The following is a 22,995-nucleotide window of genomic DNA, read 5'->3' on the forward strand; positions in this document are numbered from 1 at the left end:
CGCTATCAAGCTTTGAAGATGGGCGCTTACTTTTCATCCTGGAGAGGACAGTTCGGTAGTCAGGCATACTTCGGCTTTCTGGTCGCACGAACCGGTCCGATCGCGACGTAGACCGCCCAACTCTATCGCCTTTTCGCGGTCCAACGACATCAAAGCGTTGAGTATCTCGTCTTGGCTAAACCCTTGATCGACCATCGGCACGCCGATCAAAAAGAGTCCCGTCGGCGCTTCACCAAACGTCCGCAAAATCTTGAGGAGCGCTGATCGCGTTTCTTCATGGCGAGGCATCAGTTGACCAATCTGGGGGTCCAGTAGTCGGCTGGAAGATGTTCCTTACACCAGTAGCTTGGTCCCCCACGGCCGCGCTCCAATCCAAAGCATCCCCATCCCACGCAACCAGGGTGCACGCAGGTCCGCTCCGATATCGAAGCCGGTGCGGAACGGGCGGTCTGGGTTTCATCGCTCATTTTGGCACCCTCTGAAGAACTCGTATGTTCTTATTATGTTCTCGTTTGCGGACAAGTCAATGTGACCGCTCCAACAAAAAAGCCGCCACCGATTAAGGTGGCGGCCTGATTTGGCTGCGCGCGACTAGTGTTGGCGTCGGTGGTGATCGCGCTGCCGGGGTAATAAAAGCCCCGTCGCCATGAGGAGGTTGCGACGGGGAGACCTCGCAGCGTGTTTAGAGCCCGGCGTTTCGGTCTCGCGGCTGGCGTTGGAACACGGCGTCAATGCCAATCTCGTTCGGAAGTGGGTGAAGAGGGCGAGAGAAGAGCGTGCTTTGCCTGCGGTCTCGTCGTTCGTTCGGGTTCAGATCGCTCCGGATATATACTCGTCTTCTGCCAGCGATCGACCGACGAAGGCGGAGACGATCGGCAAACGTTCTCATGCACCCATATGTGGACGGCTCCCGCTTGCATGTCATTTCTGCTTGCGTGAGTGCCCTGACCTCTTGCTAGACAAAACGAACAATACCCCCAGAAATGGAACTTGCAAAACCCCTCAATTAGCAGTGGTGTGATGTCACTCTTGGGAAAGAGGCGGGCATTCCATATTGCAGGTTTTTATTGTGAGCCATTTTAGCGCCGCCATCTGGAACGGATGGCGGCTTTTGTTGGTGACAACCAGGGAGAATATTGCCCTGTAGGTTGTTCATCCCAAAGGCGATGCGACTTTAATCTGTCGCTAAGCGGAGGCGATGCGGATGCTGATCGTGCTACTTGTGCGGCTGGCTTCCACTCAGAGACGACGGCAAGGTCTCGACCGTGCCGGCAGGCTCTAACGCCTAACCTCGCCTTTTGTAAACCTCGAACGGAACAAATCGATTGCTCTGAAGTTTCTTTGCCGATCAACAGGGTGGAAACGATGGGCGAACATCTTCGGATTCAATACGACTGCATAAGTAAGACTGTTCTTGTGCAACTCGGGGACAATAGCCACGTATTGCCCGATCAATTTGACGACAAGGACAGTGCTGAGAACGCTGCCAGAAATTTCGCGCGAGATTCTTGGGCCTACGAAACGCCTGAAGAAACTCGCTCAAAGAACGCCTTTCCCAGCATGTGACCACGGATGTACTGGCACGTATTGTGGGACGGTTAGAAGGTCGGGCAAGAGCTCGGCCTTTTTCTTTTCCAGCGATTGACTCCCGCCCCCTACTCAATGACCATTGACCCCATGAATTTAGGCCCACCGAAACGCTTCGATCTGCAAAGAATTCCAATGGCTCTTGGACCATCTATGACGTATTCACTGGGCAGCCAACGGCAGTGAACGACATCGTCTTGGACAGGCTCGACGCTGCACAGGCCGGCAAATGGGTGGCCCAACTCAATCTTGAATTTGCCAAGCGAGCCGGGGGGACGATCCATTGAGCCCCAACACCGATTTCATCGCAGAACTGATCCGTGCGGCAAACGAGGTCGGAAATCTGTCGGCGTTGGAGAAGGGTCGGATGCTGCAGCGGTCTATCGTCATCATCCGCGATGGCCGCAACGAGGTAGGGATCCCGCCAGCCGACGGTGTGATTGATTTACAGACAGTCGCGGCCTCAATTGATCGCCGGTCGGATGACGAGGTGAAGGCGGCTCTGCTCGACGCGGCCGACATGATCCGGACACTGAAGATTGTGCTGGATGCGAAAGGCTGAGGTCTTCAACCAGGATAGGTGACCATAAGTCGGCGGAGGCGGTCGAGATGCTCCTCGATACATACGTGCGCCCTAGACAGAACGCCGGCTATGCGGCCAGCGCCCCACTTGCAACGCACGCAGAAGGTCGACGAATACTGGGAAGCATGAGGGTGATGACGCCGCGGAACCACAAAGGCACGCAATCATGACCGATGACAGAATGGTCCACCCGAACTCCGCGGAGCATTTCGAGCACTGGTGCGGCCAGCTACACCTCACACTATTGTAGAGAGTAGTGGATTTGTAGCGATTACTAACTTTTCATATGACGAAGGCTCGTCACCATTTGACCTCTTGGCCCAGTGAACCGTTGCATTAGTAGGCAACGGTCCCGACTCACAAGGATTTGGAAGACAGACCGACGGTCACGATTGCGTAGCAAGTTTAAACCGTGCGGATTTTTTCGGCGCGGCAGGAACACGTACAGGCGTTTTAACTATCAATAAATGGCGTGACCCAGCTTTTTCCATGGCTAGAGGTACACGACCAATCAACGTGCATGCTTTAGCAGCTGCTCAAATGATTTGGATGCCCGTACCTCCCGAAGAAATGATCGGAGCGAGTTCCGAGTTTAACCTTAATCTGCCGTGGCCAGCATTTGCAGACTTTACCGGCGAAATCTCTGAGACGCTTGTAGGTTCTCGCCCGTTCCGTAGATTCCCCTCAACAATATGGCGTGGTTTGAGAGCTGACTTAAGAGTACTGTAAGCAAACTAAGGTAAGGTCCCGAGCACAGTAGCACTAAAACTTCCGTATATTGTCAGGGAATGGCCGAAAGAAAAAATAGGTCTTTTTGGATTTAGTCATGAGGATGGACTGGGCATCCTTGGGACTTGAGGCATATTGGATCAAAGGTTTGTAGAACGTGATTTATGGTAATAGTTTATCGAGCTAATCGGATATCTATGAAATTGACTGATCGGGAACAGTTCGAGCGCTAGTCCGCAACGTCACCACGAACTATAAGCTGAATATGGTCGCGACGGTGATTGACAAACGATAACCGTTCGCTGCATTTTAAAAGCGCACCGTAGAATTCGAACGCTCCGGGCATTGTTGAGCCTCCCAGCATTGCTGGTGAGGCTCTTTTTTATTGCCAGTCGAGTTTGCCCGATGGCCGACCAGATTCAGGTCTCCGTGAGAGATCGCAATCACTCTTTAATATTCTTATGGCGCAATATCGCGATGGCAATACGTCCGCCGAAACCCGTCGGACAGCGAACCGAACCCAATCCGCCGCTGAAAAGTCGGGCGTCGGTCGCGCGCATCCCCGTCAGCCTCGTCTCACCTTCTACCCCATGCCGGACCGTATCAAGCCTGCCTAGCGCTTCTGGCATCCAAGCCGCCGAAAGGCGATGACTGGGCATTTGAAATCAAATGGGATGGGTACCGGCTTGCCATCCATGTGGAGCCGACGAAGGTCCGGATCCTGACCCGAGGCGGACACGACTGGACGACGCGGTTCTCGGCGATCGAGCAGGCAGCGAAAGACCTTGGCGCCGCAACGATGATCCTGGATGGGGAAGCGGTCGTCCTCGACGACCAGGGCCGCTCAGATTTCGGAGCGCTGCAGAACGCGTTGGGTGGCCGGGGAGGAAAGAGGAATGCTGGGGCGGCAATCTTCTATGTCTTTGACCTTCTCTACCTCGAGGGCCACGATATCACGCGCATGGATCTGGCCGAGCGCCGGATGCTGCTTGAGAGTGTCTTGACGGAGAAGGATGGACCGATCCGGCTTTCAGAGGAAATCGAGGCGGACGGACAGGCGACTGGCTGAAGATCAAGTGCGTCCAGAGCGAGAGCTTCGTTGTCGTGGGATATGAGCCTTCGACCACGATCCCGGGCGCCATCGCCAGCCTGTTGCTTGCGGGCCGCAAGGCTGGCAGCCTCGCTTATGTCGGTTCGGTCGGTACCGACTTCAAACACAGCGTGGCCAGAAGGCTCAAAGAGCAGCTCGACCAATTGCCGATCCAGCATCCGCCGGTTCGCTTTAAGGCAAAGAACGCCGTCTATGCCAGGCCGGAACTGGTTGCCGAGATCGAGTTTCGGGCTTGGACAGGTGGGAAGCTGCGCCATGCCTCGTTCAAGGGGCTTCGAGATGATGCCGACACGGCCGATGTTTACGAGATTGAATGAACCCCCTTCCCAGTGGAACAATTCGACAGCAGTCCGGTTCCCCGCGATAGGAGGAACCAAGATGATCAATACCCCGAAACTTCCGGTCACCCACGAGGACCGTCACATACTCTGTCAGGAAGAGGTTGACGGGTCGCTTCAGAACATAATCGATCGAGCAACGACTAACGGCTGGGGCACCATGGAAACGATCGGCGCAATGGAGGAGGTCCTGAAAAATCGGATTTTGTACGCAGACCATCCACATCCTAACGAGGGCGATCCAAAGGAAACGAATGAAGGCCGCGCCTTCACCCACGGGCGCGGGGGCGCGGAAGAATAATGACCTTTTACGCGTGGACCATATCAAAGCCTGGCCGGCAGGATATTAAAAAGATCAGCGACCTGGACGAGCTGCGCGACTATCTGCGTGTACTCGACCTGCCCGGTGTTGCCCCTCCGGAATTCGTCACGATCGACGCCGAGGTTCATGATCATGGCACCTATACCCACAACGAGGGCAGCATGGACGAATGGTCGCTGACGTGGACGAAGGTTGATGGCGAGACTGAGGTCATAGACTAAGCTGACAATCATGCGGTCTTGCTTCGACGGCCAAACCGCCACCCTTGAGCCCAAGGATGGCGGCTTCGGAAGGCTTCCTACCAAGCAAAGGACCCTTCGATTGCTCCTCAGATGAGCGTCTTTAAGGAACCACTACTTTACTCCACAATCAATCCTGTCACCGACCGTTTACCGTTAATCCGCCTATGGCTTCGAGTTGCCCTAGGTTGCTAATTTTGCCGGGTTGCTCATGTACGCGACGATGCCCCCAATCGTCAGGCCAGCGAGCGCGATCGAGCCGCTAATGCCGACGCGTTTTCATGCGTTTTCACTCGACAAGCGATACGTACTCGCCTCCAACGGTTGCATTCCCCCAGCTTAGTCCATACAGGAGCGGTGGTCCGGACTGAACACCGCGCCACTCACAGAGTGAGTGCGCCCTTGTCTTCGGCAAATTATAGTTGCTCGCAGAGGCGCCGGTGCGTTACAGACCCGAAATCGATGGCTTGAGAGCGGTCGCCGTACTTCCGGTGATCCTATTCCACGCGAACATTGGGATCATGCCGGGCGGGTTCATCGGAGTTGATGTATTTTTCGTGATTAGTGGCTACCTGATCACCGGAATCATTACGGAAGACTTGGCGAATGGGCGATTTAGCATCATTCGCTTCTACGAGCGACGAATTCGGCGTATCGCGCCTGCAATGCTCCTCGTTTGCCTGGCCTGTATTCCTTTCGCGGCGATGTGGATGCTTCCACCTGAATTCAAGGGATTTGGGAAAAGCTTATTCCACTCGTTGCTAATGGTATCCAATTTTGAGCTCTGGGATGACGTCAGCTATTTCGCGCCGAAGAACGAACTGAAGCCGCTTCTTCACACATGGTCACTATCGGTGGAGGAGCAATTCTATCTAGTATTCCCGCCTTTGCTCTGGGCATTGCGGAAACGATCGAAGCTGACAATGTCCTTGGTCGTAGGAGCCATGGCCTTGCTGAGTTTCGGCCTCACATTCCCATTCTCTCGCTTCGATCCTGTCGGCAACTTCTATCTCCCATTCACCCGTCTTTGGGAGCTAGCTGGCGGTGCCCTTTTGGCTATCTACGGGATTGAGAAATTCTCCCTATCGAACCGAGTGAAATCATGGCTCGCTCTACTCGGCCTTGCCGCCATAATCAGCTGTTCTTTCTTGGTAACGTCAACCGAGAGCTATCCTGGGCCGATTACCCTGATCCCCTGCATTGCCACGCTTCTGGTAATTGCGTTCGCCTCTTCAGATAATCTTGCGGGTCGCCTTCTTGGGTTTCGTCCGCTCGTGGGCATTGGACTGATCAGTTACAGCCTTTACCTCTGGCACCAGCCAGTCTTTGCTTTTGCCCGACTGCGATCTATCGGGGACATTCCCTCTTTCGGCTATATCCCCCTGATAGCGCTCACGTTTAGTCTCGCGATCGGCTCGTATTTCCTCATCGAGAAGCCGTTTCGCAAGCGGACTTGGATCGAAGCTCGCGCCGTCGTCGCATTTTCTGGAGTGATGGCCGGCATTCTAATCGCAATTGGGATCACCATAGCCGCGACGAACGGGTTTCCCGGTCGCGATCCCGAATTGGCGGCACTTCGCGAACCAAGCATCGGTATTGATGATGCGTGCGACGGGCAAATCATCCCAAGATGCGCAACGACCCCGGCCCCAGTCATGGCTGTTTGGGGGGATTCTTTTGCTATGCACCTTGTGGATGGGATTGTTGCTTCTATGCCGGCAGACGGCGCAGGTTTGGTGCAACTCAATATGAGCAGTTGCGGGTTTATGTCTGGCGTAGCCATAGCCGCGACAGATATGCCGAAGCTCTGGCCACTAGACTGCTTGCGCCACAATGAAGAAGTGAAGTCTTATCTCTCATCCACGCACTCGTTGCGATACGTGGTGCTCGGATCTCAGTTCCGAAATTACCTTCGCGACTACGCACTGATGACGGGCGACGGTCAGATCATCAAAGCCGATTATCAACGTGTTCTGGCAGAGATATTAAAAACCCTCAATTGGCTGCGAGCTCAAGGCTTGAAGCCGGTTGTTTTCGCGCCGCCACCGCGAATTGGTAGAGACATCGGCCTCTGCCTCTCCAGGACTCGGCTATTCAAAATCTCGAATGAGATGTGCCGGCTACCACGCGAAGAGCAACGTACATTCGACGAGCTTGTTACGAAAGTGATGACCGATGTATCACGCCAATTCCCGGTAGTTTCTCTGGAGAAATATCTGTGCAACGATACAAGCTGCTCAGTGATGGACGAGCAGGTTCCCGTCTATTTCGACGATGGTCACCTTTCTCGGCGAGGCTCCATTTGGCTTGGACAAAAGCTCACTTTCTTCGATGCTTTTGTCACCGCCGCGGAAGTAGGGTGGGATTCAGGGACATCTGAGCCTCGCGGCATCTGCCAGTTAAGCCCCGGCGCGGTGCTGTCGCTGAAACAATAGAATTGCACGCAGCACCATGCCTATTCATGGCGATGGCGGCCACCGATAAACGATTACTGGGTCACTGTCCCATCGATGTTGCCCGATTGACCGACAGGCGGGAGAGCTCGCGATCAAGCCGCTGTTGGTTTTCCTTCAGGTCGAGCAGGATGTCACGGGCGCTGTAGGTTGAGGCCTGCCCTTTTTCAGCTCATCGATCTGCTTTTGACAGGTGCTGCTGCTTCGGCAGCCCAAACCCGCTCCAGTTCCTTTCGAGGAACCTGAGAGGCGCGCAGATCCGATACAGCTACTTCCGTCCGGGCGCGCTCTTCGGCACTGCTGGCAGTTCGCCACTCCATTTCTTTTTGAGAAACCGACGATTCGGTCATCCGCACAAGCGCGCTCTCAAGTCGAGCATTGTTGTCCTTGATTGGCTGCAAGGCCGTGAAGCCCAGGCAAGGATAGTAACCCCGACGCTGAGGGCCGCCCCCACGACCGGCCACTACTGTGTCTTGCCACTGTTACGGAGCTCATTGGACAAGGTACCGAGTGCCGCGTTGACGCACTGAAACACCTATGGGAGTGCCCTGGCGCGGGCGCTGCGATTTGATTGCCATGGGCTTTAACGCGGACGCGATCATCGGGGGATCAAGATATACGGCGTTGCTCATAGGCTGTTACGTGTCCCTTGAGTTGTTGTACTGCGGCTGCGGTGATGGCTTGTACCATGGCGGGAGAGAACGTGGCGTTCCTCCGACCACCATTTGCATTGGCGCCATAAATCAAGCGCTTGCCATTGGGCGCCTCCATCAACCTCAGATCAAGGAGACGTATGTCCCTGGAGAGCTCGAGGTCGAAATCCGCCACAAGCTTACCGCCCCGCCCCCGTTTCGGAGGGCGGGTTTCAAATCAAGGATTCTCACTTGAAAATATCCGAGACTGCGGAAAAGGCGGGCGTGCGGGCCGGTCTGAAGCTTTCTCACTTGAAAACAATATATTCAACTGTCATCATATACGCGGATGATCCTTGACACGATATCCCGCCTTGCCACACCGCGGCCCGAAACTGCACTGTGGCTTTTTCTTTCTCATCAGTGAACCTGTGGAATTGGCGGTCGCCATCGCCCCTGGACGCTACCACAAGGAACCAAGGACCTAGCTTCGCGTTCTGCAAGTTCAGAAAGAAAGGAACCCGTCATGAATGGCATTGTCTATATCGTAGGACTCGTCGTCATTGTCATCGCAGTCTTATCGTTCTTCGGCCTTCGTTGAAAAGGCCGTTTGGCGGCGGCATAACTAAATATCCAAATGCCGCGGCTGGTGCTGCGGCATTTTTTTGGCAACCTGTAGGCCCAGCCTATCCAAATCGCGACAAACGCCGCGCGGTTATACGCAAAATAGATGCGACTCCGACCATTACCATCATACCAACAATCGCTGCCGCAGAATTGGAAAGCGGTCGCTGTGCTGATGTTGGTGCCGGCATCTCTTGGAGATCCGACACTCTCTCTCGGAGATGGGCGACATAGGCGGTAAGCCGGCGAATTTCTTCAGCGGTGGACAGGCCAACTGTGGCTTGGCTGGAAGGTTCTGACTGAGCATCGTCGCCATCAAGCTCCTCGCTCTCTAACCCTTCGAAATATCTCTCCAGCTCATTTTCATTCGCCCCGAGGTTCCATTTTCCCGATTTTCTGCTGCGCATGATGCCACTGTCCCTGTTTGATCGTGATCAAACAACGCGGGTACTGGCAAAAGGATGCACGGGCGGCTGTTTTTGCGTGGCAATAAAAAAGCCGCCACCCAGAGGATGACGGCTTTTCCAGACCCAATGGTTCCAATTATCGGATGAAGATTTGGAACACATCCTGTGAATAGTAGTAGCCATCAGTGTGGCGACGATAGCCACGGCGGTACTCGCGATAGCCGCGGTGTCCGTTCCAATACCCGCGGCGCTCTTTGCGTCGTTCGGCACGGTCATGGCGGCGATCGTGACGGCGCTCTACACGATCATGACGACGCTCCTGGCGCTTCTTCCACCGCGGCTTGTCATCGTCATTGTGACGATACTGGACGGCTTGCACGTCAGACGTCACTTGAGCCTTTGCGGGAGCGAATGGAGCAGCTGACACTGGTGTGAAGGCTGTGAGGCCGACCACAATTGCTATTGCAGCGGCGCCGATGGTCTGGATTATCTTTCTCATGGTCATCCTTTCTAGGTAATGATCCACCATGCGCCTGAGACTATGAACCCGATCTGAACCTGCCGTTCATGTAAGCTTTTGAAATTCGCGTGGAAAAGCCGCCACCCGGTAAGGATGAGGGCTTGCGATCGGCTGCGCTGGTGCGCCGAGGTGGTGACCGATCGTACTGCGTCTGGTGAGACCGCCTTGTAAAAGCCCGTCGCCATGAGTAGTGCGACGGTGGCCGCCAGGAAGCCGCCGGAAACTAAACCTGCCCCCGAAGGTGAGACGGGCCGGTGAGCCCCGTGTTCACGCGAGGCTCGCCTCTCGCGACGCCGCACGCAGCGCCGGATAAAAAGGCCGAGCTCGACGCCCATGCGGCTAAGCGGAACTCGGCAAAAAACTGTAAGTCGGTGGAGGCTCTGGCGGCGAAGTCGGCCTCGAGAGCTTCATAATATTTAGCCTGCAAGAGCAAGGCGGCCTCGCTGGTGGTATGCAGAATGCGACAATCTGCGTCCGCTTCCCGATGTGCCAATTTTCCCGATCTCGCGAGCGATACTGTGATGCTAGACACGTAATCGAGGCAGACGGTGGCGTAGTTAGCGACGGCGCAGACCTCGTTTTCCATGTTGTTTAGGGCTGGCGCGCGTCTGGTAGGTTCCGCGAACACGGATAGGGAGATCTACATGCTACCAGGAAATTGCGCCATCGTAGCTAAGGCGAATGCGGCCCAGTGGAGGCGTGGAGCCCTTGTCATCCTGGAGGCGCGAGGCTTTCCGAAGATCGACGCGCTTCACGGAGGCCGGCCAGTTCCTTTGGTGCTCAAGTGGTACAATCAGTATTTCGGCATGGACAGGAGGTGGGTGATCTCCAGCTCTCCTTCGATGACGGTGCAAACCATGTCGTTGACCATCGCTTCATTTGGCCATGTCGATCCCGCTTGGAAGACGGTGTCCGACAGCTGAATTTGCTTGTAGGCGGGGATCATGGATTCCTGTTTTCCCAGCATTACAACGCGAACTCCCGGATGAAATTCTTTACCGTCCTCAGCGCCATACATCGCCGCCACGGCCGACGTTCCAAGAGTAATTAGGGCATAGCTGCGGCCTGTCAAACCGAGTGCCATCGCGGACCTACGATTCATGTCTTCCATAACTTCCACCCTTTAACAGCGATGCGAAAAAGCACACGCTCAGGTGATTCCACGCCCGGATCTTCCTACTGTCAAATCAATTGCGGCGCCGGTCGAAGGGCCGGTAATCCGGCAGCGGTAAGCGGACTAGTGGTCGCCCCTACTGCTGGCTAAGGTTCGCAAAGCCGTAACTGGCCAACCGAAGTCACCTCACTCAGCCGAATGGATTTTAACGCCGTGGCAGAGCATGCCCCAACTTGGCGAACGCAGATACGGCGCGGCGTGTTGCAGCGGATCGGGGTTCTCATCGGGATTCGGGACTGGCTCTTCATCGGGCAGCTTGTCGGGATCAGGTTCCTTTACCGCTACGGGCAGAGGCTCACAGATGCCTGGCACAGGGTCAGCACCGGGGACCGGCGTGACTGGCGGAATGCTCATACGGCGTTCTCCTGCGATTTGGAGGGCTGTAAAATACCCGCCGATCGAGTCCTAGATTTTCTTGGGCGGCTCGTCTTTGTCTGCGGGTATCGGGTTCGGCGCCTCTGCCGGCGGCCGTTCTGCATCGGGCGGCGGTTTTGGCGTGTCTGTCATCCCATCCTCCTTTGAACACCCAGAACCCCCTACGGGGTACTCTTGTTCCGAGGAGATGCGAAATGCGCCGTTCAAAGTCCTGCCACTGAGCGAAGCGAAGCCGAAAAAGCCGTGGCTATCGGTCCCGAATTAGGGCTCGACCGGTACGCTTTCGCCAGCGCGGGGCGCCCGCATTGCGACAATTATTTGTTGCATTATCCGTTTAAATAGCGCGGTGGCAGCGACGGCCAATTTAGGCCGGTAGGAATTACTATGAAATTGTTGGGTGTCGCGTTATTTGTTTTTATGTCGATTTCGAATATAGCTTCTGCGTCATGCGACGTGCCGTCCGATAGTGCCAGTGACGGGTCCCGGTGTGGCGCAAGAGCCGCATCCGGCAAGCCAGGCGGCAAGCAAAGAAGCAGTCCGCACGGAAATTAACCGTGCGGCGTTTTCACTGGAGCCTTAATGGAAATAGCCACATTTGCCACCGAGATCGCGCGCCGGATGACAGAGGCCGAAAAGCTTGGAGCGGACTCCGTGAAAATAAACTCCGGCGAGGTTCATCGTGAGGTGGGCGGATATCCTAGCCGAAATCATAGTATGCCAACATGTTGTGACGCAATGTATCGGGAGCAGAGGGATGGAGATCGCGTTGTCTCAGCGCCCCGCAAGGGCAAGGCGCGTCTTTGACTATTGAATACATGCTGCCCCGATAGCCACTGGAGACGTTAATCCCCGTCTCCTGGTATAAACAAAGCACCGACAAGGCCCAGTACCGCGATGCACTGCAAGACGAAGATGGGCCACTGATCGGACATGAGCTCGTTTTAGCTCACATGAACTTCATTTCCAACAAAATAGCCGCCACCCTTACGGATGACGGCCAAGCGGTTAGCGGATGATGATCCGGAAAACGTCAGGCGAGTAGTAGTAGCCATCCGTGTGGCGACGATAACCACGGCGATACTCGCGGTAGCCGCGGTGTCCGTTCCAATACCCGCGCCGCTCTTGGCGACGCTCAGCGCGATCATGGCGGCGGTCATGACGACGCTCCATGCGATCATGACGACGCTCCTGGCGCTTCTTCCAGCGCGGCTTGTCATCGTCACTGTGGCGATACTGAGCCATCTCGACGTTTGAAGTGACTTGAGCACCAGCTGGTGCAATTGGGGCAGCCGTCGCTGTCAGCGTCGTCATGCCGAGGACTACCGCAATTGCAGCGGCGCCCAGTGTCTGTATAATTTTTTTCATTGAATTCCTTTTACGGACGCGAATGCTCCGTGCATTGAACTCCGTGCATGTGGTTTTGGTTCCCGGCCAACAGCAAAAAAAGCCGCCACGCGTGAGGATGACGGCTTGCGACTGCTCCCTCTCGGGCGCCCTTGAGCGTGGTGACAATCGCCTCTGCGGCTGGTGAAACGGCCTTGTAAAAGCCCCGTCGGCCTGAGGAGCTGCGACAGGGAAACCGGCCGGACACGCGGAACGGCAGGCGGAAACCTTAATTGGACTGGGATTGGCTACTGGACAGGCGGCGAAGCACTTCCCGCGCCTTCTCCCTTTGCGGCTCGTCGAGCTGTGAAAATAGGTGATACAGTTTCGCTTTAGCAACTACAGTGCTGTCGACTGCGGCGTTCATGCTGTCACCTCCAGACGTTCCGCCTGCCCAACGTCACTCGGCGAGTCGAGGTCAGTAGGCGACGGTACATCGCAACGTCGTCGGCCTCCATGCGCTCAATGCTGACGATGAGGAGCTTGAGCAGGTCGCCTAAGGTCACGGCGAGGTAGTGTGGGAGTCCATCGTAGACCGCGGCATCGACGTGGCCACACGTCCGGATATCGAGATGAGTATCCGACATCGAAATCAATGAGATCGCAGGATGAAAACAATGTGGCGGGTGCGTTTCGCAGCGCCTTCAGGGTGGCGGCTAAGACCCTCGCCCCTCTTCTCGGAACCAATCTTCTTGGCAGCGCTATTCTTTCGGTTGGCGTGCGGGGTGGTGCGGTGGTGCCCATCTGGGGGCGTTCTCTGTTGCTATCGTGCGGCGCTTCGTAGTATGCATGAAACATGCGGCATCGCACTTTCGATGCAGCTAAAACGTGCAATTGGGGGCATTTTATGATTACTTCACACCAGAGCCGCGCTGGGCGCGCGCTGCTTGACTGGTCGCGGGAACAGCTTGTGGAAGCCTCCAGGGTCGGCCTGAGGACAATCGTTGACTTCGAGCGAGGGGCGCGCGCTCCTAGGGAAGTCACTTTGTTGGCACTTCAAGCAGCCCTCGAAGCGGCAGGGGTTATTTTTATCGACGCTAACGGTAACGGCCCCGGCGTCCGGCTGCGAGATCGACCATCGTGAACGATCTCCTTTCGAAGCTGCCAAGGTTCGCGACGGACCAAGACATAGCCATTGTCGGTAAGGCGAATGCCGCGCAGTGGAGGCGTGGAGCCCTTGGTCATCTTGGCGGCGCGAGGCTTTCCGAAGATCGACGCTTCACGGAGGCCGGCCAGTTCCTTTGGTGCTCAAGTGGTACAATCAGTATTTGGCCATGGACAGGAGTTATGTGCAGTCGAGCCAGGAAGATGGCAAGGAAAACCCCGAGGCCTGGCGCTCACAGCGAGAAAAGCGAAACGAGCGCAAGCTACAGATGGGGCTCAATTCGCGTTGCCTTTCCACGCTGCAATACATGGTCGAGCGTCCTCACGTACGGACCAGCGCCGAAATTGTAGGGGCAAAAGATCCCACCATGGAGCAGTTACCGGAGAAAGGCGCACTGACTGAAGGGCCTCGCGATAGTCAAGGCGATCGAACCTGGACCGTCACCGACGCCGGCGGCGAAGAGATTTCACGTAACAATGACTGGCCAGAGGCAAGCGGCGCTAGGTTGCTTCGACCGTCGGCTACGTTAGAGATAGATGACCAAGCTAAAATTGCTGAGTTCCTTTTCCGCAGACGAACGCACGAAGCCCCTGCCCCCGGATGTCGTCGAGCTGAACTCCGCACTGGACAAGCTTCGCGCTGCATTTCGATCGAAGCCGGATCAATGAAGGTTACTCGGGAATGAAAGCCGGGATGTGGCAACCCAGACATCACGGAACATCTGCGCATAGGACGCGTTAAACGCGTAAGACGAGGATGTTCAGGAATGAGCCACGTGGAGCAGGAAGAGGTCCGGTTTGTTCGTCTATACGACGATGGCACCGTCACTCTGACCGATATTGAATACATACCGGTCGAAGGAACAATCGCAGCACCCGGCGACTTTTTCACCCAAATCGAAAGCGACGGTTTATTCTACACCATACAGATCGTGGAGCGGCACTGGATATACGAACCACATAGGAAGAATTACTACTGGTGCTTGATCTTCCGCGACGTGGAAGACACTTCGCATCTCAAGGGTCTTACGGCAACCATGCTGGAGTGGTCGAAGAAGGCAGACCAGGCAAGGGCCTCAGATCTAAAGTTTGACTGACTGCGATGGTCCCTGACACTCCGAAATGACACGTGATGCTTAACCACGCCAGAGCCCGGCATTCCTTTCGATTTGCGGTCACCAACCGCAAGCGGCTGACCATTGCGGTATGACGTTCAGCATGTGGGTCCACATAAGATTCCGTCGGCGATCCCAGGAACCACAAGCGCGCGATCGACGCTCGGCTCGATGAGATGAGCTGAGCTGAGCTGAGCTGAGCTGAGCTGAGCTGAGCTGAGCTGAGCTGAGCTCAGCTGGCTGACTCCAAATTTGCCAGAGGATCAATATGAAAAATGGATAAGCGAGAACTCGGATTCATGACTCGTGTGTGGCGTGAGCGCCCTGACCTCTTGTAAAACGAACAATACCCCCAGAAATGGAACTTGCAAAAACTCTCAATTAGCAGTGGTGTGAGAGCACTCTTGGGAAAAGAGGCAGGCATTACCATATTGCAGGTTTTTATTGTGAGCCATATTGCGCCGCCATCTGGCAACGGATGGCGGCTTTTTTGATGCCAACGAAAACAGGAAGTTCCCCTAAAGGTTGATCGCTTTCCATCAAAATGCTACTTACTCCCGTCGCCAAGGCGGGCGGCACGGAAGCCGGCTGCTCCGCGTCGCGTTGACGCTGTTCATAGGCCCTCTCTTCCAAATGCTAGGTTGGCCTGCTTGACTCTTGCTTGGATGAGCACATAAACGGAACAATCGAAGAAACATTACTGGACTATCCACCGCCTATCCACAGGATGCGCGCGCAAGTAAAAATGGCCGACCACGAATACCAGCCCAAATATAAATGGCACCGCACCGAGCTAGACGAGAACGACCCCCCAAGGGAAACGGACTGGATGGGGACGGACGGCGGGCTGCCGATCGGACGCATTCGTAAAGAACTGCACGGACCCACTAAGGGCAAATGGCATTGGGCTAGCTGGTACCCTCGAACCCACAAGGGCACGCCGCCGATGCCAAACTCCGGCTACGCGGACACTGCCCGCCTGGCAACGCAGAAGGTTGAGGAACGCTGGGAGCTGTGTTTGCGGGTGATGACACCGCGCAACTGAGGGCGCAATCACTCATATTCTTGTGGCGCAATATCGGGATGGCAAAACGTCCCCCGAAGTCCATTGGCCTGCGAACCGAACCCGATCAGCCGCTGAAGAGCCGGGCGCCGGGCGCCGGCCGCGCGCGATCCCCCTCAGCCTCGCCTCCCCTTCGACCCAATGCCGACCGGATCGAGCCCTGCCGGGCGCTTTCTGGCATCCAAGCGCCGAAGCGACGAGTGGGCATTTGAAATCAAATGGGATGGGTACGGGCTTTCTATTCATGTCGAGCCGACGAAGGTCCGGGTTCTGACCCGAGGCGGGCACGACTGGGCGACGCGGTTCTCGGTGATTGAGCAGGCCGCGAAGGACCTTGGCACAACAACAATGATTTTGGATGGGGAATCGGTCGTTCTTGATGACCAGGGCCGGCCAGATTTGTGGGCGCTGCAGAACCCGCTGGGCGGGCGGGGAGGAAAGAGAAATGCCGGGCGGCAAACTACTATATCTTTGACCTGCTCGACCTTGATGGCCACGATATCCCGCGCATGGATCAGGCCGAGCGCCGAATGTTGCTCGAAAGTGTGTTGACGGACAAAGGCGGAGCGATCCGACTTTCCGATGAGATTGAAGCTGACGGAGACGTCCTCCTCCGGACCGCCTGCGAGCACGGCCTTGAAGGCATCATCGCAAAGCATCGCCACCGTCCGTATCGATCAGGCCGGACCGGCGACTGGTTGAAGATAAAATGCGTCCAGAGCGAGGGCTTTGTCGTCGTTGGATACGAACCATCCACGACGATGCCAGGCGCTATCGCCAGCCTCTTGCTGGCCGCCCGCAAGGGTGACGCCCTTGTCTATATCGGTTCTGTCGGGACCGGATTCAGGGATAAGGTTGCCCGCAGTCTGAAACAGCAGCTCGATTTGATGTCGATCGAGCATCCGCCGGTCCGTATCAAGGGGAAAGGCATCGTCTACGCCCGACCGGAAGTGATTGCCGAAATCGAGTTTTTCGCATGGACGAACGATGGGAAGCTGAGGCACGCGTCATTCAAAGGGCTTCGAGCCAAGACGGAGGCATCTGACATTTACGAAATTGACTGATCGCGATATCACCGGCTGAGAAGCGAGGGGATTCGGCCATGTCAACACCAGTGGAACGAAGGGAGCGATGGGAAAAGTCGGTCGCTCACAAGCTCGAACACGGCCTCCGTTCAGAGCGCGATCCTGCCTTCCTTGCGTGGATCGAGGAGTGGATCGCAGGCGACATCAGCATCAAAGAAGTCCAAGAGCGCTATGCCGCTTTGCTGCTATCGAGAGACAAGACGGGACTTTCCAGCGACGACACGGTGTTGATGGAGGAAATACGCGAGCAATTTCCGGAGATCCGGGACGTGAGAACCCGGCGGGCCGTAGAACGTACAAAAACGACCCGGGCGATAGAAGCGGCATGGAAGTTGGAAGAATAGGCTAGTCTCGGCCGGCATGTTGACTGATCAGCCGCCACCAAGGGGAACTATTCGACCTTGGTCCGGTTTCCACCGAAATGGAGGAGCCACGATGATCAACACGCCGAAATATCCGGTCTCTCATGAGGACCGCCTTCTGGTCTGCCAGGAAGAAGTTGAGGGCCCGGTACAGGTCATCATTGACCGGGCGAACATGCACGGCTGGACTACTCTTGAGACGATCACCGCCATGGAAGAGGTATTGAGGAACCTCCGCATCGCGTATGATGACGACCCCGCCCCAGCAGAAGACCCGCCGCCGGCAGACAGCGGCGATGCCAACGACTTTGGCGCGTTTCCATCGGCGGATCGGCTTGTCAAAGCCTATGTGGCGGAGAGGGAAAAACCATGACCTTTTATGCGTGGACAATATCGGTGCCCGGTCGGCCGGATATGGAGGAGGTCACTACCCTGCCAGAGTTGCAGGATGTTTTGCGCGTCATGGACTTGCCAGATACCGCGCTGTTCATGCAGCCTGACCAGTTGATGCCGGACCGCGGCACCTACTCGAATGACGAAGGCAGCATGGACGAATGGTCGCTTACGTGGACCAAGCTTGATGGCGAGACTGAGGTTATCGATTGAGCCAAGCCGCACCCAAATTTGGTACAGCAGTCTGGGCGAAGCGGATTGACTCCAACGTGCAACCTGTCACGTTGCTCCCTTAGGACGTGGGGACGTCCATCCAGGGGAAATAATTGTTACCGCGCTGGCGCTCGCGCTGGCTGCTTCGGGGTGCGCAAAGCGTCCAGACGCGATTGTTCCTGTCGATATTCTGATGGCAGCTTATACAAATCTTGGGTGCCCTGCCCTCGTGCAGGAACTACTCAAGGAACAGAACACCCTCGCCGCATTGTCGAAGCAGCAAAATCAGGCCGCGACTGGAGACGCCGTTGGTGTGTTCCTTATCGGTATACCGGCGTCCAGCACCTTCGGCGGCGATAAAGAAGGACAAGTCGCGGTGTCCAAGGGCAAGGTCAACGCGATCATCTCGGCGATTATGAGCAAGGGCTGCATGTGGGGCGGCGTGGTTCGCCGGCACCATCGCACTGCAGATCCGCCGCGTCACATTCGAATGCAGATCGCGCAGGATTGATGTGAGCCGTTGCGACGAGCTTAGGGCAGACCTTATCGATATTCTGCATGTACACCTAGAGCGTGTGATTCGATATCTCGGACGCGCTGCAACAGATTTTATGGGGGGACGGGATGGAACCAAGCACATAATCACGGAAATTCACAGGTCGGTGATCAAAAAATGACTTTTGGTACCCAGCTAAATATCTGAGTTTATTAGAATGTAATAATATATCAGGGCGCGGCCCCTTTTTCACCACCCAAATGCCCCCTTTTCGGCCCATTCCGCAAATAGATCAAAAAGCGGGCACGGGTAAATCCCGTAGTGCACATGTAGTCAGGACATGATGCGGTTAGATTGTTCGGTGTTAATTCTCCGTCATCCCTGAAAAACAAAAGTATTTGAGTTGCGGCCGGATCCGGTCTGCCGCAAGGGATATGTGTGCTACTTACTAAATAAGAGGTGCAGTATGATTGATTTGAATATCTTATTCGTCACACTCAGCCAAGAGCCCGCAACGACACTAAAGTCGGCGTTGAGAATAGTACATTTTCTAGGGCTCGCACTGGGGCTGGGGGCGGCTACTGTACTTGATCTTCTGATCGTTCGGTTTTTGCTGAAGGGGAAAATCTCTAAAGAACACTGGACCGTGTTTCAGTTCGGATCCAGCATCGTCAACGTGGGTCTGATGATGCTGTGGGCATCAGGAATTGGATTCCTGATCTACTACGGCTATTTCGACCCTGCAAAGCTCGGCAATGAGAAGGTCTGGGCGAAGATAACGATCGTTCTCATCCTTACTATCAACGGCATGTTTATCCATTCGATCATCCTCCCGAAGATCAAGGAACAGGTGGGTCGGTCGCTGATGGACGGAATGACTTCGACGCAGCGCAGCGCTTTTCTCGTTTCCGGCGCTGTGTCCGCCACGTCCTGGTACGTGCCGATGATGCTGGGTGCCTTGCCGCAACTCAACTTCGTCGTTCCGATGGCTACGGTCCTGATGGTCTATGCGGCATTTCTCGCCATTGCCATTTTGTTATCGCATGCGCTGATCTTTGCCATTCGCCTCGATGGTCGCCTGCCGGTTCGCACCCCCAAGATGCGCATCGATCCCTACTTTCATGCAATAGCTTGAGCTGGACCTCCAGTAGGATCGATGTGGAGCCGCGCGGTTGGGAAGGATTGACCGCGCTGGTGAAAAAGTCAGCCCAAGCGCAAAAACAAAGAGTCCCCGCTCGCCGGTTAAGGCAAGCGGGGTGAGGCCGCCATGCGCGAAGTGATGGGTTCGCATCAATTCAAAAGCCGACTGCGAAGCCCCCTTTGCGGGTGTGCCGGTCTATAGAGACCTTCACTTTCCGTCGTTGGCTGAAGGAGACATCGAAGGCTGATAGCTGGGTCGACACTATGAAATCAATTCGTGGTCCCCAGAACTGTGCACCATCGCTCAGCGGGAACTTCGCGATACCCAAGGTCATCGCAATACCCACTGCCCCGCCATCGACCCAGATCGGCGCCCCGGTGATGTGCCGTTCCTTCTGACGCCAGAAATGAGATGATCGCGGCGACATCCTCACTCCGTGCCGGTCGGAACCTGACCGTACGACCAGATGACAGGGATTGCAGTTACGTCGTGTTGAACTGAGGTGTCGGCCTCTATGTTGGTATCAATCTCGCCGGGGCATACGGCGTTGATGCGGATGTGATGCCGAGCGAGCTCTAGGGCAAACTGCTGGAACATAGCCCACTGTGCACCTGGGCTGATGTGTTCTAGGGGTCGGGCGGGCGCCCGGCCCATGCTGTTGGTATCAACGTCGGCGGTTATTGAATGACCTGAACCACCGTGTAGGTCTTCGGATCGACGATGATGCGTTGATCGTTAACGATGGTGTAAGCGTATCGAGGATCTTCGGCGACCGGCGTCAGGACGATTTCGCGTGAGAGAGGTTTACCAACCACGACCGGTTGCTGAACAACAATTGATTGCTGTACTGGCTGCTGCTGCACGTAGGTGATGACCCGTTCCGGCGGTGGCTCAAGCGCCGCGCCCGCGACGGCGCCTACAATGGCGCCAACGCCGGCTCCGACGGGGCCCCCGATGATAGCCCCGGTGGCAGCGCCCCCCACCATACCGGTAGCGGTGCTGTCCTCAGCCAGAGACGCTGTGGAAATCATTCCGAGAATGGCGGTGGATAGGATCAAAATCTTGCGTTTCATAATCTTCTCCCTGGTTTGATTGGGTTCGGTAGAAGAATGTTTTGGGCTCGTTTTAGTTCCGGTAAGGATTTCTAGGCGGCTCCCACCCGAACACACTGCGACCGCCAAACAGCGAGGAGTCACTGAACTCCCCGGCCACGATTTCCTTCAGGTCGGGACCGGTAACGTAGCGTTCGAGCTGTCGGGATTGGTCATCGAGCCGTCTGAGAGCATGCAACTCCTCGTCCAGCCCAAGCCTGCCCTTTCGCACCGCAGACTTCATGACATTGATTGTCTCATCGTAGACCTTCAAGGGCACAGGAAATGGATGGCGGTCTTTTCCGCCGTGCGCCAATGAAAAACGCGCCGGATCAGAAAAACGATATGGAGCGCCATGGACCACCTCCGCGACCATGGCCAACGCTTTCACTGTTCTGGCGCCGACACCTGGCGTCAGGAGCAGACTCTCGAAATCAACCGGCCCACGCTCGGCGGCTGCTGCCAGGTTGCCGTGCAGGCGCCGCATGTTCACATCGATCTCACGAACATCGTGATGTGCTGGCATGATCAGATGCGGCAACATCGGCTGCGCCTCGATCGCGGGCATGCTCTTGGGCGCAAATTCCGCTTCGAGCGCTGCGACTTCGCGCACGATCCTGTCCGGTCCTAACGAAGCAAGCAGGTCCAACTGCCCGTCGCGTGACGGTTTGGCGCGGCTGTCGGCAAGATTGACGATCTGGCCCCGTTCAATGCCCTCGATGGCCGCATGGGGAGAGTCGACAAAGCTGGTCAGTCCCTCGGAGAGCCAGTGATACCTGCGAGCCTCCCGGCGATCATCGTTCATTCCCTGCTGAACCACGACCCATTTACCGTCGTCAGTGACGACAAAACCATGCAGATAAAGCTCGTAACCATCCTGAACAGCGGCGCTGTCAACCTTCGCCACAAGCCGGCTTGTGGCGGCCAGCGCCAACCCGTCAATACCAACGCGATTGCCAATGGAAGCCAGCTCGTTGGGAGTTTTCCGTGATTGCGCGCCACGGCCGCCGCAGACGTGAATTCCAAGCTCGCCGGACAGGGGTGTCAAACCTCGTTTCAGCGCGCCGATCACGCTGGTGGTAATACCGGAAGAGTGCCAGTCCATCCCCATGACGGCGCCAAAGGACTGAAACCAGAATGGGCTTGCCAGTCTCCGCAGAAACTCATCGCGCCCATAGTGCTGGACAATCGCCTCTGTTATGACAGCACCCAGACGTGTCATCCGGTCACCGAGCCATTTCGGCACTCGCCCGCCGTGCAATGGAAGATCAGCGCTGCCCGCACGGTGTGTCAAACAATCACCTTCCATCTGGTTTTTTATAGATTTTTCGCGGAACAACGCCAAGGTTCGCGCGCAACTTTCTTTCACATAGCTATCTTATCGCTCCGTCTTGGGCGAAAAACGGCCCATTATAAACAAGCAGATCGGCTCGACTGCGATCGGGATGTTCCGATCCTAGAATGCAATCATTGCGACGGCAGCAATCGGCATCACTGCGGTGGCTCCCCACCCGAACAACAGCATCGTCTTGGGTGCGGTGAATACATTCATCCGCTTCGTGACGGCTAGCGACCATCACCATCGCCACCATGATCGGCGGCGACGAAGCCCGTTGATGACCGCGCTCCAGAACAGACCCTTTATTGGATCGATCGGTGCGAACTCGAGGCCCAGTCCGAGAAGCCGTAGAGGACGTGATCACGCCATAGAAACCGTAGGCCTCCCACGGCTGGTGTTCCAGCCCACACCTCCAATCCTGGCTTTCGCCGAACGCATTAAGTCGCCGAGCATGCGAGCACTGAAATGGACAGCATGCCGGTACCGATGATGCCGAGGCTGTACAGCACGAATGCGAATTGGCCTGCAACCGGCCTGAGAGCGTCGGCAACGTCGGCGGCGACACGATCTCGATTTTGCCATGGACGTGAAAGGTGGCTGCGGTGCTTGCTTGCCGTCACTGCTGCGCAGGTGCGCGCGGCTGCGCTTGAAGCGACAAACGCGTCTTGGCCCCGCCACCCCTTTGGGTAACAGGGCCAGAGGCTCATCGCTCGTCCAATGACGCGGTCCTGGTTGGTCGCGGTTTTAACCGGCCGGTTGCCCGGCGCGAGCGGCAATTCGCTCATAGATGGCGCGAACCGGTTCACGCATCTTGAAGGCTCGACGGACGCCGCGAGGTAGAAGCGCCTTCAAGTGCTCGCGGCCGGAATCCAGCCCGACAATTGGCGCATACGGCACCATGGAAAGATGTTGATCGCCCGGATAGAGGCGCGCGAATTCACGGAAGTTGGCGAAGCGCTCTATGTTGTTGGACCTGAGAAGGAACGTCTCGGCTGGAACACCCTCGGCGAGGATCACGTCATGGCTATCCAGGACGATCTGATAGTATTCGATCGTCTCGCGGTGAGGCGCAGGCGCAATCGAAGTCCCGTTGACTAGGTCCTTAACCCTAATCAG

The 22,995-nt window shown here is 56.1% G+C and carries 25 protein-coding genes and 3 pseudogenes; 16 read left to right on the forward strand and 12 right to left on the reverse strand.

Features of this window, described 5'->3' with window-relative positions:
• Positions 1-33 precede the first annotated feature (33 nt).
• Positions 34-288, reverse strand: a complete 255-nt coding sequence (locus ACP7E0_RS09570; protein ID WP_426124495.1) for a hypothetical protein — start codon at positions 286-288, stop codon at positions 34-36.
• 358 nt (positions 289-646) lie between these two features.
• Between ACP7E0_RS09570 and ACP7E0_RS09575 the strand changes: the two genes are divergently transcribed.
• The 6 genes and pseudogenes from ACP7E0_RS09575 (at position 647) to ACP7E0_RS09600 (ending at position 7,344) form a co-directional block, all read left to right on the forward strand.
• Positions 647-1,021, forward strand: a complete 375-nt coding sequence (locus tag ACP7E0_RS09575) for a transposase (RefSeq protein WP_426124496.1) — start codon at positions 647-649, stop codon at positions 1,019-1,021.
• A gap of 849 nt (positions 1,022-1,870) precedes the next feature.
• The gene (locus ACP7E0_RS09580) at positions 1,871-2,149 is read left to right on the forward strand and encodes a hypothetical protein (protein ID WP_426124498.1); all 279 of its coding nucleotides are present in this window, start codon (positions 1,871-1,873) and stop codon (positions 2,147-2,149) included.
• Between the two features lie 1,227 nt (positions 2,150-3,376).
• A pseudogene (locus tag ACP7E0_RS09585) lies at positions 3,377-4,327 on the forward strand (non-homologous end-joining DNA ligase).
• A 61-nt stretch (positions 4,328-4,388) separates the two neighbouring features.
• Positions 4,389-4,649, forward strand: coding sequence for a hypothetical protein (locus ACP7E0_RS09590; protein ID WP_426124500.1), 261 nt, complete (start codon positions 4,389-4,391; stop codon positions 4,647-4,649).
• Complete coding sequence (locus tag ACP7E0_RS09595; protein ID WP_426124501.1) at positions 4,649-4,891, forward strand: hypothetical protein; 243 nt, start codon at positions 4,649-4,651, stop codon at positions 4,889-4,891. Before ACP7E0_RS09590 ends, ACP7E0_RS09595 begins: the two co-directional genes overlap by 1 nt.
• A 458-nt stretch (positions 4,892-5,349) precedes the next feature.
• A complete protein-coding gene (locus ACP7E0_RS09600; RefSeq protein ID WP_426124502.1) occupies positions 5,350-7,344 on the forward strand; it encodes an acyltransferase family protein in 1,995 nt (664 codons plus the stop codon).
• Positions 7,345-7,529: 185 nt separating this feature from the next.
• On the opposite strand, the gene ACP7E0_RS09605 is transcribed toward ACP7E0_RS09600, so the two are convergent.
• The 7 genes from ACP7E0_RS09605 to ACP7E0_RS09635 all read right to left on the reverse strand — a co-directional run bounded on the left by ACP7E0_RS09605 (position 7,530) and on the right by ACP7E0_RS09635 (position 12,844).
• Positions 7,530-7,763 (reverse strand): hypothetical protein, encoded by a 234-nt coding sequence (locus tag ACP7E0_RS09605; RefSeq protein ID WP_426124503.1) that lies wholly within the window; start codon positions 7,761-7,763, stop codon positions 7,530-7,532.
• A 917-nt stretch (positions 7,764-8,680) separates the two neighbouring features.
• Positions 8,681-9,025 (reverse strand): hypothetical protein, encoded by a 345-nt coding sequence (locus ACP7E0_RS09610; RefSeq protein ID WP_426124505.1) that lies wholly within the window; start codon positions 9,023-9,025, stop codon positions 8,681-8,683.
• A gap of 136 nt (positions 9,026-9,161) precedes the next feature.
• The gene (locus tag ACP7E0_RS09615) at positions 9,162-9,524 is read right to left on the reverse strand and encodes a hypothetical protein (protein ID WP_426124507.1); all 363 of its coding nucleotides are present in this window, start codon (positions 9,522-9,524) and stop codon (positions 9,162-9,164) included.
• A gap of 814 nt (positions 9,525-10,338) precedes the next feature.
• Entirely contained in the window at positions 10,339-10,656 is a 318-nt protein-coding gene (locus ACP7E0_RS09620; RefSeq protein WP_426124508.1) for a hypothetical protein, read from the reverse strand.
• Positions 10,657-10,845: 189 nt separating this feature from the next.
• Positions 10,846-11,073, reverse strand: a complete 228-nt coding sequence (locus ACP7E0_RS09625; RefSeq protein WP_426124509.1) for a hypothetical protein — start codon at positions 11,071-11,073, stop codon at positions 10,846-10,848.
• A gap of 962 nt (positions 11,074-12,035) precedes the next feature.
• Complete coding sequence (locus tag ACP7E0_RS09630) at positions 12,036-12,251, reverse strand: hypothetical protein (protein ID WP_426124510.1); 216 nt, start codon at positions 12,249-12,251, stop codon at positions 12,036-12,038.
• A gap of 455 nt (positions 12,252-12,706) precedes the next feature.
• A complete protein-coding gene (locus tag ACP7E0_RS09635) occupies positions 12,707-12,844 on the reverse strand; it encodes a hypothetical protein (protein WP_426124511.1) in 138 nt (45 codons plus the stop codon).
• A gap of 907 nt (positions 12,845-13,751) precedes the next feature.
• Here ACP7E0_RS09635 and ACP7E0_RS09640 point away from each other — a divergent pair.
• From ACP7E0_RS09640 to ACP7E0_RS09685, 10 genes and pseudogenes are all read left to right on the forward strand, one after another.
• Entirely contained in the window at positions 13,752-14,267 is a 516-nt protein-coding gene (locus ACP7E0_RS09640) for a hypothetical protein (protein ID WP_426124513.1), read from the forward strand.
• An 81-nt stretch (positions 14,268-14,348) separates the two neighbouring features.
• Positions 14,349-14,678, forward strand: coding sequence for a hypothetical protein (locus ACP7E0_RS09645; RefSeq protein WP_426124514.1), 330 nt, complete (start codon positions 14,349-14,351; stop codon positions 14,676-14,678).
• Positions 14,679-15,441: 763 nt separating this feature from the next.
• Positions 15,442-15,741 (forward strand): hypothetical protein, encoded by a 300-nt coding sequence (locus ACP7E0_RS09650; RefSeq protein WP_426124516.1) that lies wholly within the window; start codon positions 15,442-15,444, stop codon positions 15,739-15,741.
• A 159-nt stretch (positions 15,742-15,900) separates the two neighbouring features.
• Positions 15,901-16,089: pseudogene (locus ACP7E0_RS09655) on the forward strand (non-homologous end-joining DNA ligase); the annotation flags it as partial.
• 71 nt (positions 16,090-16,160) lie between these two features.
• On the forward strand, positions 16,161-16,823 hold the full coding sequence (locus ACP7E0_RS09660; RefSeq protein WP_426124517.1) for a hypothetical protein: 663 nt from the start codon (positions 16,161-16,163) through the stop codon (positions 16,821-16,823).
• A gap of 38 nt (positions 16,824-16,861) precedes the next feature.
• Positions 16,862-17,188 (forward strand): hypothetical protein, encoded by a 327-nt coding sequence (locus ACP7E0_RS09665; RefSeq protein ID WP_426124519.1) that lies wholly within the window; start codon positions 16,862-16,864, stop codon positions 17,186-17,188.
• 91 nt (positions 17,189-17,279) lie between these two features.
• On the forward strand, positions 17,280-17,579 hold the full coding sequence (locus tag ACP7E0_RS09670; protein WP_426124520.1) for a hypothetical protein: 300 nt from the start codon (positions 17,280-17,282) through the stop codon (positions 17,577-17,579).
• Complete coding sequence (locus ACP7E0_RS09675) at positions 17,576-17,812, forward strand: hypothetical protein (protein ID WP_426124521.1); 237 nt, start codon at positions 17,576-17,578, stop codon at positions 17,810-17,812. Before ACP7E0_RS09670 ends, ACP7E0_RS09675 begins: the two co-directional genes overlap by 4 nt.
• Before the next feature lie 109 nt (positions 17,813-17,921).
• The gene (locus ACP7E0_RS09680; RefSeq protein WP_426124553.1) at positions 17,922-18,323 is read left to right on the forward strand and encodes a hypothetical protein; all 402 of its coding nucleotides are present in this window, start codon (positions 17,922-17,924) and stop codon (positions 18,321-18,323) included.
• A 451-nt stretch (positions 18,324-18,774) separates the two neighbouring features.
• Complete coding sequence (locus ACP7E0_RS09685; RefSeq protein ID WP_426124522.1) at positions 18,775-19,443, forward strand: hypothetical protein; 669 nt, start codon at positions 18,775-18,777, stop codon at positions 19,441-19,443.
• Positions 19,444-19,798: 355 nt separating this feature from the next.
• Here ACP7E0_RS09685 and ACP7E0_RS09690 read toward each other — a convergent pair.
• From ACP7E0_RS09690 to ACP7E0_RS09705, 4 genes and pseudogenes are all read right to left on the reverse strand, one after another.
• A pseudogene (locus tag ACP7E0_RS09690) lies at positions 19,799-20,058 on the reverse strand (SDR family oxidoreductase); the annotation flags it as partial.
• Positions 20,059-20,126: 68 nt separating this feature from the next.
• Complete coding sequence (locus tag ACP7E0_RS09695; RefSeq protein ID WP_426124523.1) at positions 20,127-20,522, reverse strand: DUF1236 domain-containing protein; 396 nt, start codon at positions 20,520-20,522, stop codon at positions 20,127-20,129.
• Between the two features lie 52 nt (positions 20,523-20,574).
• On the reverse strand, positions 20,575-21,834 hold the full coding sequence (locus ACP7E0_RS09700) for a DUF763 domain-containing protein (protein WP_426124554.1): 1,260 nt from the start codon (positions 21,832-21,834) through the stop codon (positions 20,575-20,577).
• Between the two features lie 789 nt (positions 21,835-22,623).
• The coding region (locus tag ACP7E0_RS09705) for a Hint domain-containing protein (RefSeq protein ID WP_426124524.1) at positions 22,624-22,995 on the reverse strand (372 nt) is incomplete at its 5' end.

Source organism: Pararhizobium sp. PWRC1-1 (assembly GCF_049897905.1).
Classification (GTDB): domain Bacteria; phylum Pseudomonadota; class Alphaproteobacteria; order Rhizobiales; family Rhizobiaceae; genus Pararhizobium.

Bases quoted from the DNA above. Each gene is read 5' to 3' on its own strand.
- ACP7E0_RS09570 (WP_426124495.1), bottom strand. From the start codon at position 288: ATGCCTCGCCATGAAGAAACGCGATCAGCGCTCCTCAAGATTTTGCGG.
- ACP7E0_RS09575 (WP_426124496.1), top strand. From the start codon at position 647: ATGAGGAGGTTGCGACGGGGAGACCTCGCAGCGTGTTTAGAGCCCGGC.
- ACP7E0_RS09590 (WP_426124500.1), top strand. From the start codon at position 4,389: ATGATCAATACCCCGAAACTTCCGGTCACCCACGAGGACCGTCACATA.
- ACP7E0_RS09595 (WP_426124501.1), top strand. From the start codon at position 4,649: ATGACCTTTTACGCGTGGACCATATCAAAGCCTGGCCGGCAGGATATT.
- ACP7E0_RS09610 (WP_426124505.1), bottom strand. From the start codon at position 9,025: ATGCGCAGCAGAAAATCGGGAAAATGGAACCTCGGGGCGAATGAAAAT.
- ACP7E0_RS09615 (WP_426124507.1), bottom strand. From the start codon at position 9,524: ATGAGAAAGATAATCCAGACCATCGGCGCCGCTGCAATAGCAATTGTG.
- ACP7E0_RS09620 (WP_426124508.1), bottom strand. From the start codon at position 10,656: ATGGAAGACATGAATCGTAGGTCCGCGATGGCACTCGGTTTGACAGGC.
- ACP7E0_RS09625 (WP_426124509.1), bottom strand. From the start codon at position 11,073: ATGAGCATTCCGCCAGTCACGCCGGTCCCCGGTGCTGACCCTGTGCCA.
- ACP7E0_RS09630 (WP_426124510.1), bottom strand. From the start codon at position 12,251: ATGACCGCCGCCATGATCGCGCTGAGCGTCGCCAAGAGCGGCGCGGGT.
- ACP7E0_RS09635 (WP_426124511.1), bottom strand. From the start codon at position 12,844: ATGAACGCCGCAGTCGACAGCACTGTAGTTGCTAAAGCGAAACTGTAT.
- ACP7E0_RS09640 (WP_426124513.1), top strand. From the start codon at position 13,752: ATGGACAGGAGTTATGTGCAGTCGAGCCAGGAAGATGGCAAGGAAAAC.
- ACP7E0_RS09645 (WP_426124514.1), top strand. From the start codon at position 14,349: ATGAGCCACGTGGAGCAGGAAGAGGTCCGGTTTGTTCGTCTATACGAC.
- ACP7E0_RS09650 (WP_426124516.1), top strand. From the start codon at position 15,442: ATGGCCGACCACGAATACCAGCCCAAATATAAATGGCACCGCACCGAG.
- ACP7E0_RS09665 (WP_426124519.1), top strand. From the start codon at position 16,862: ATGTCAACACCAGTGGAACGAAGGGAGCGATGGGAAAAGTCGGTCGCT.
- ACP7E0_RS09670 (WP_426124520.1), top strand. From the start codon at position 17,280: ATGATCAACACGCCGAAATATCCGGTCTCTCATGAGGACCGCCTTCTG.
- ACP7E0_RS09675 (WP_426124521.1), top strand. From the start codon at position 17,576: ATGACCTTTTATGCGTGGACAATATCGGTGCCCGGTCGGCCGGATATG.
- ACP7E0_RS09685 (WP_426124522.1), top strand. From the start codon at position 18,775: ATGATTGATTTGAATATCTTATTCGTCACACTCAGCCAAGAGCCCGCA.
- ACP7E0_RS09695 (WP_426124523.1), bottom strand. From the start codon at position 20,522: ATGAAACGCAAGATTTTGATCCTATCCACCGCCATTCTCGGAATGATT.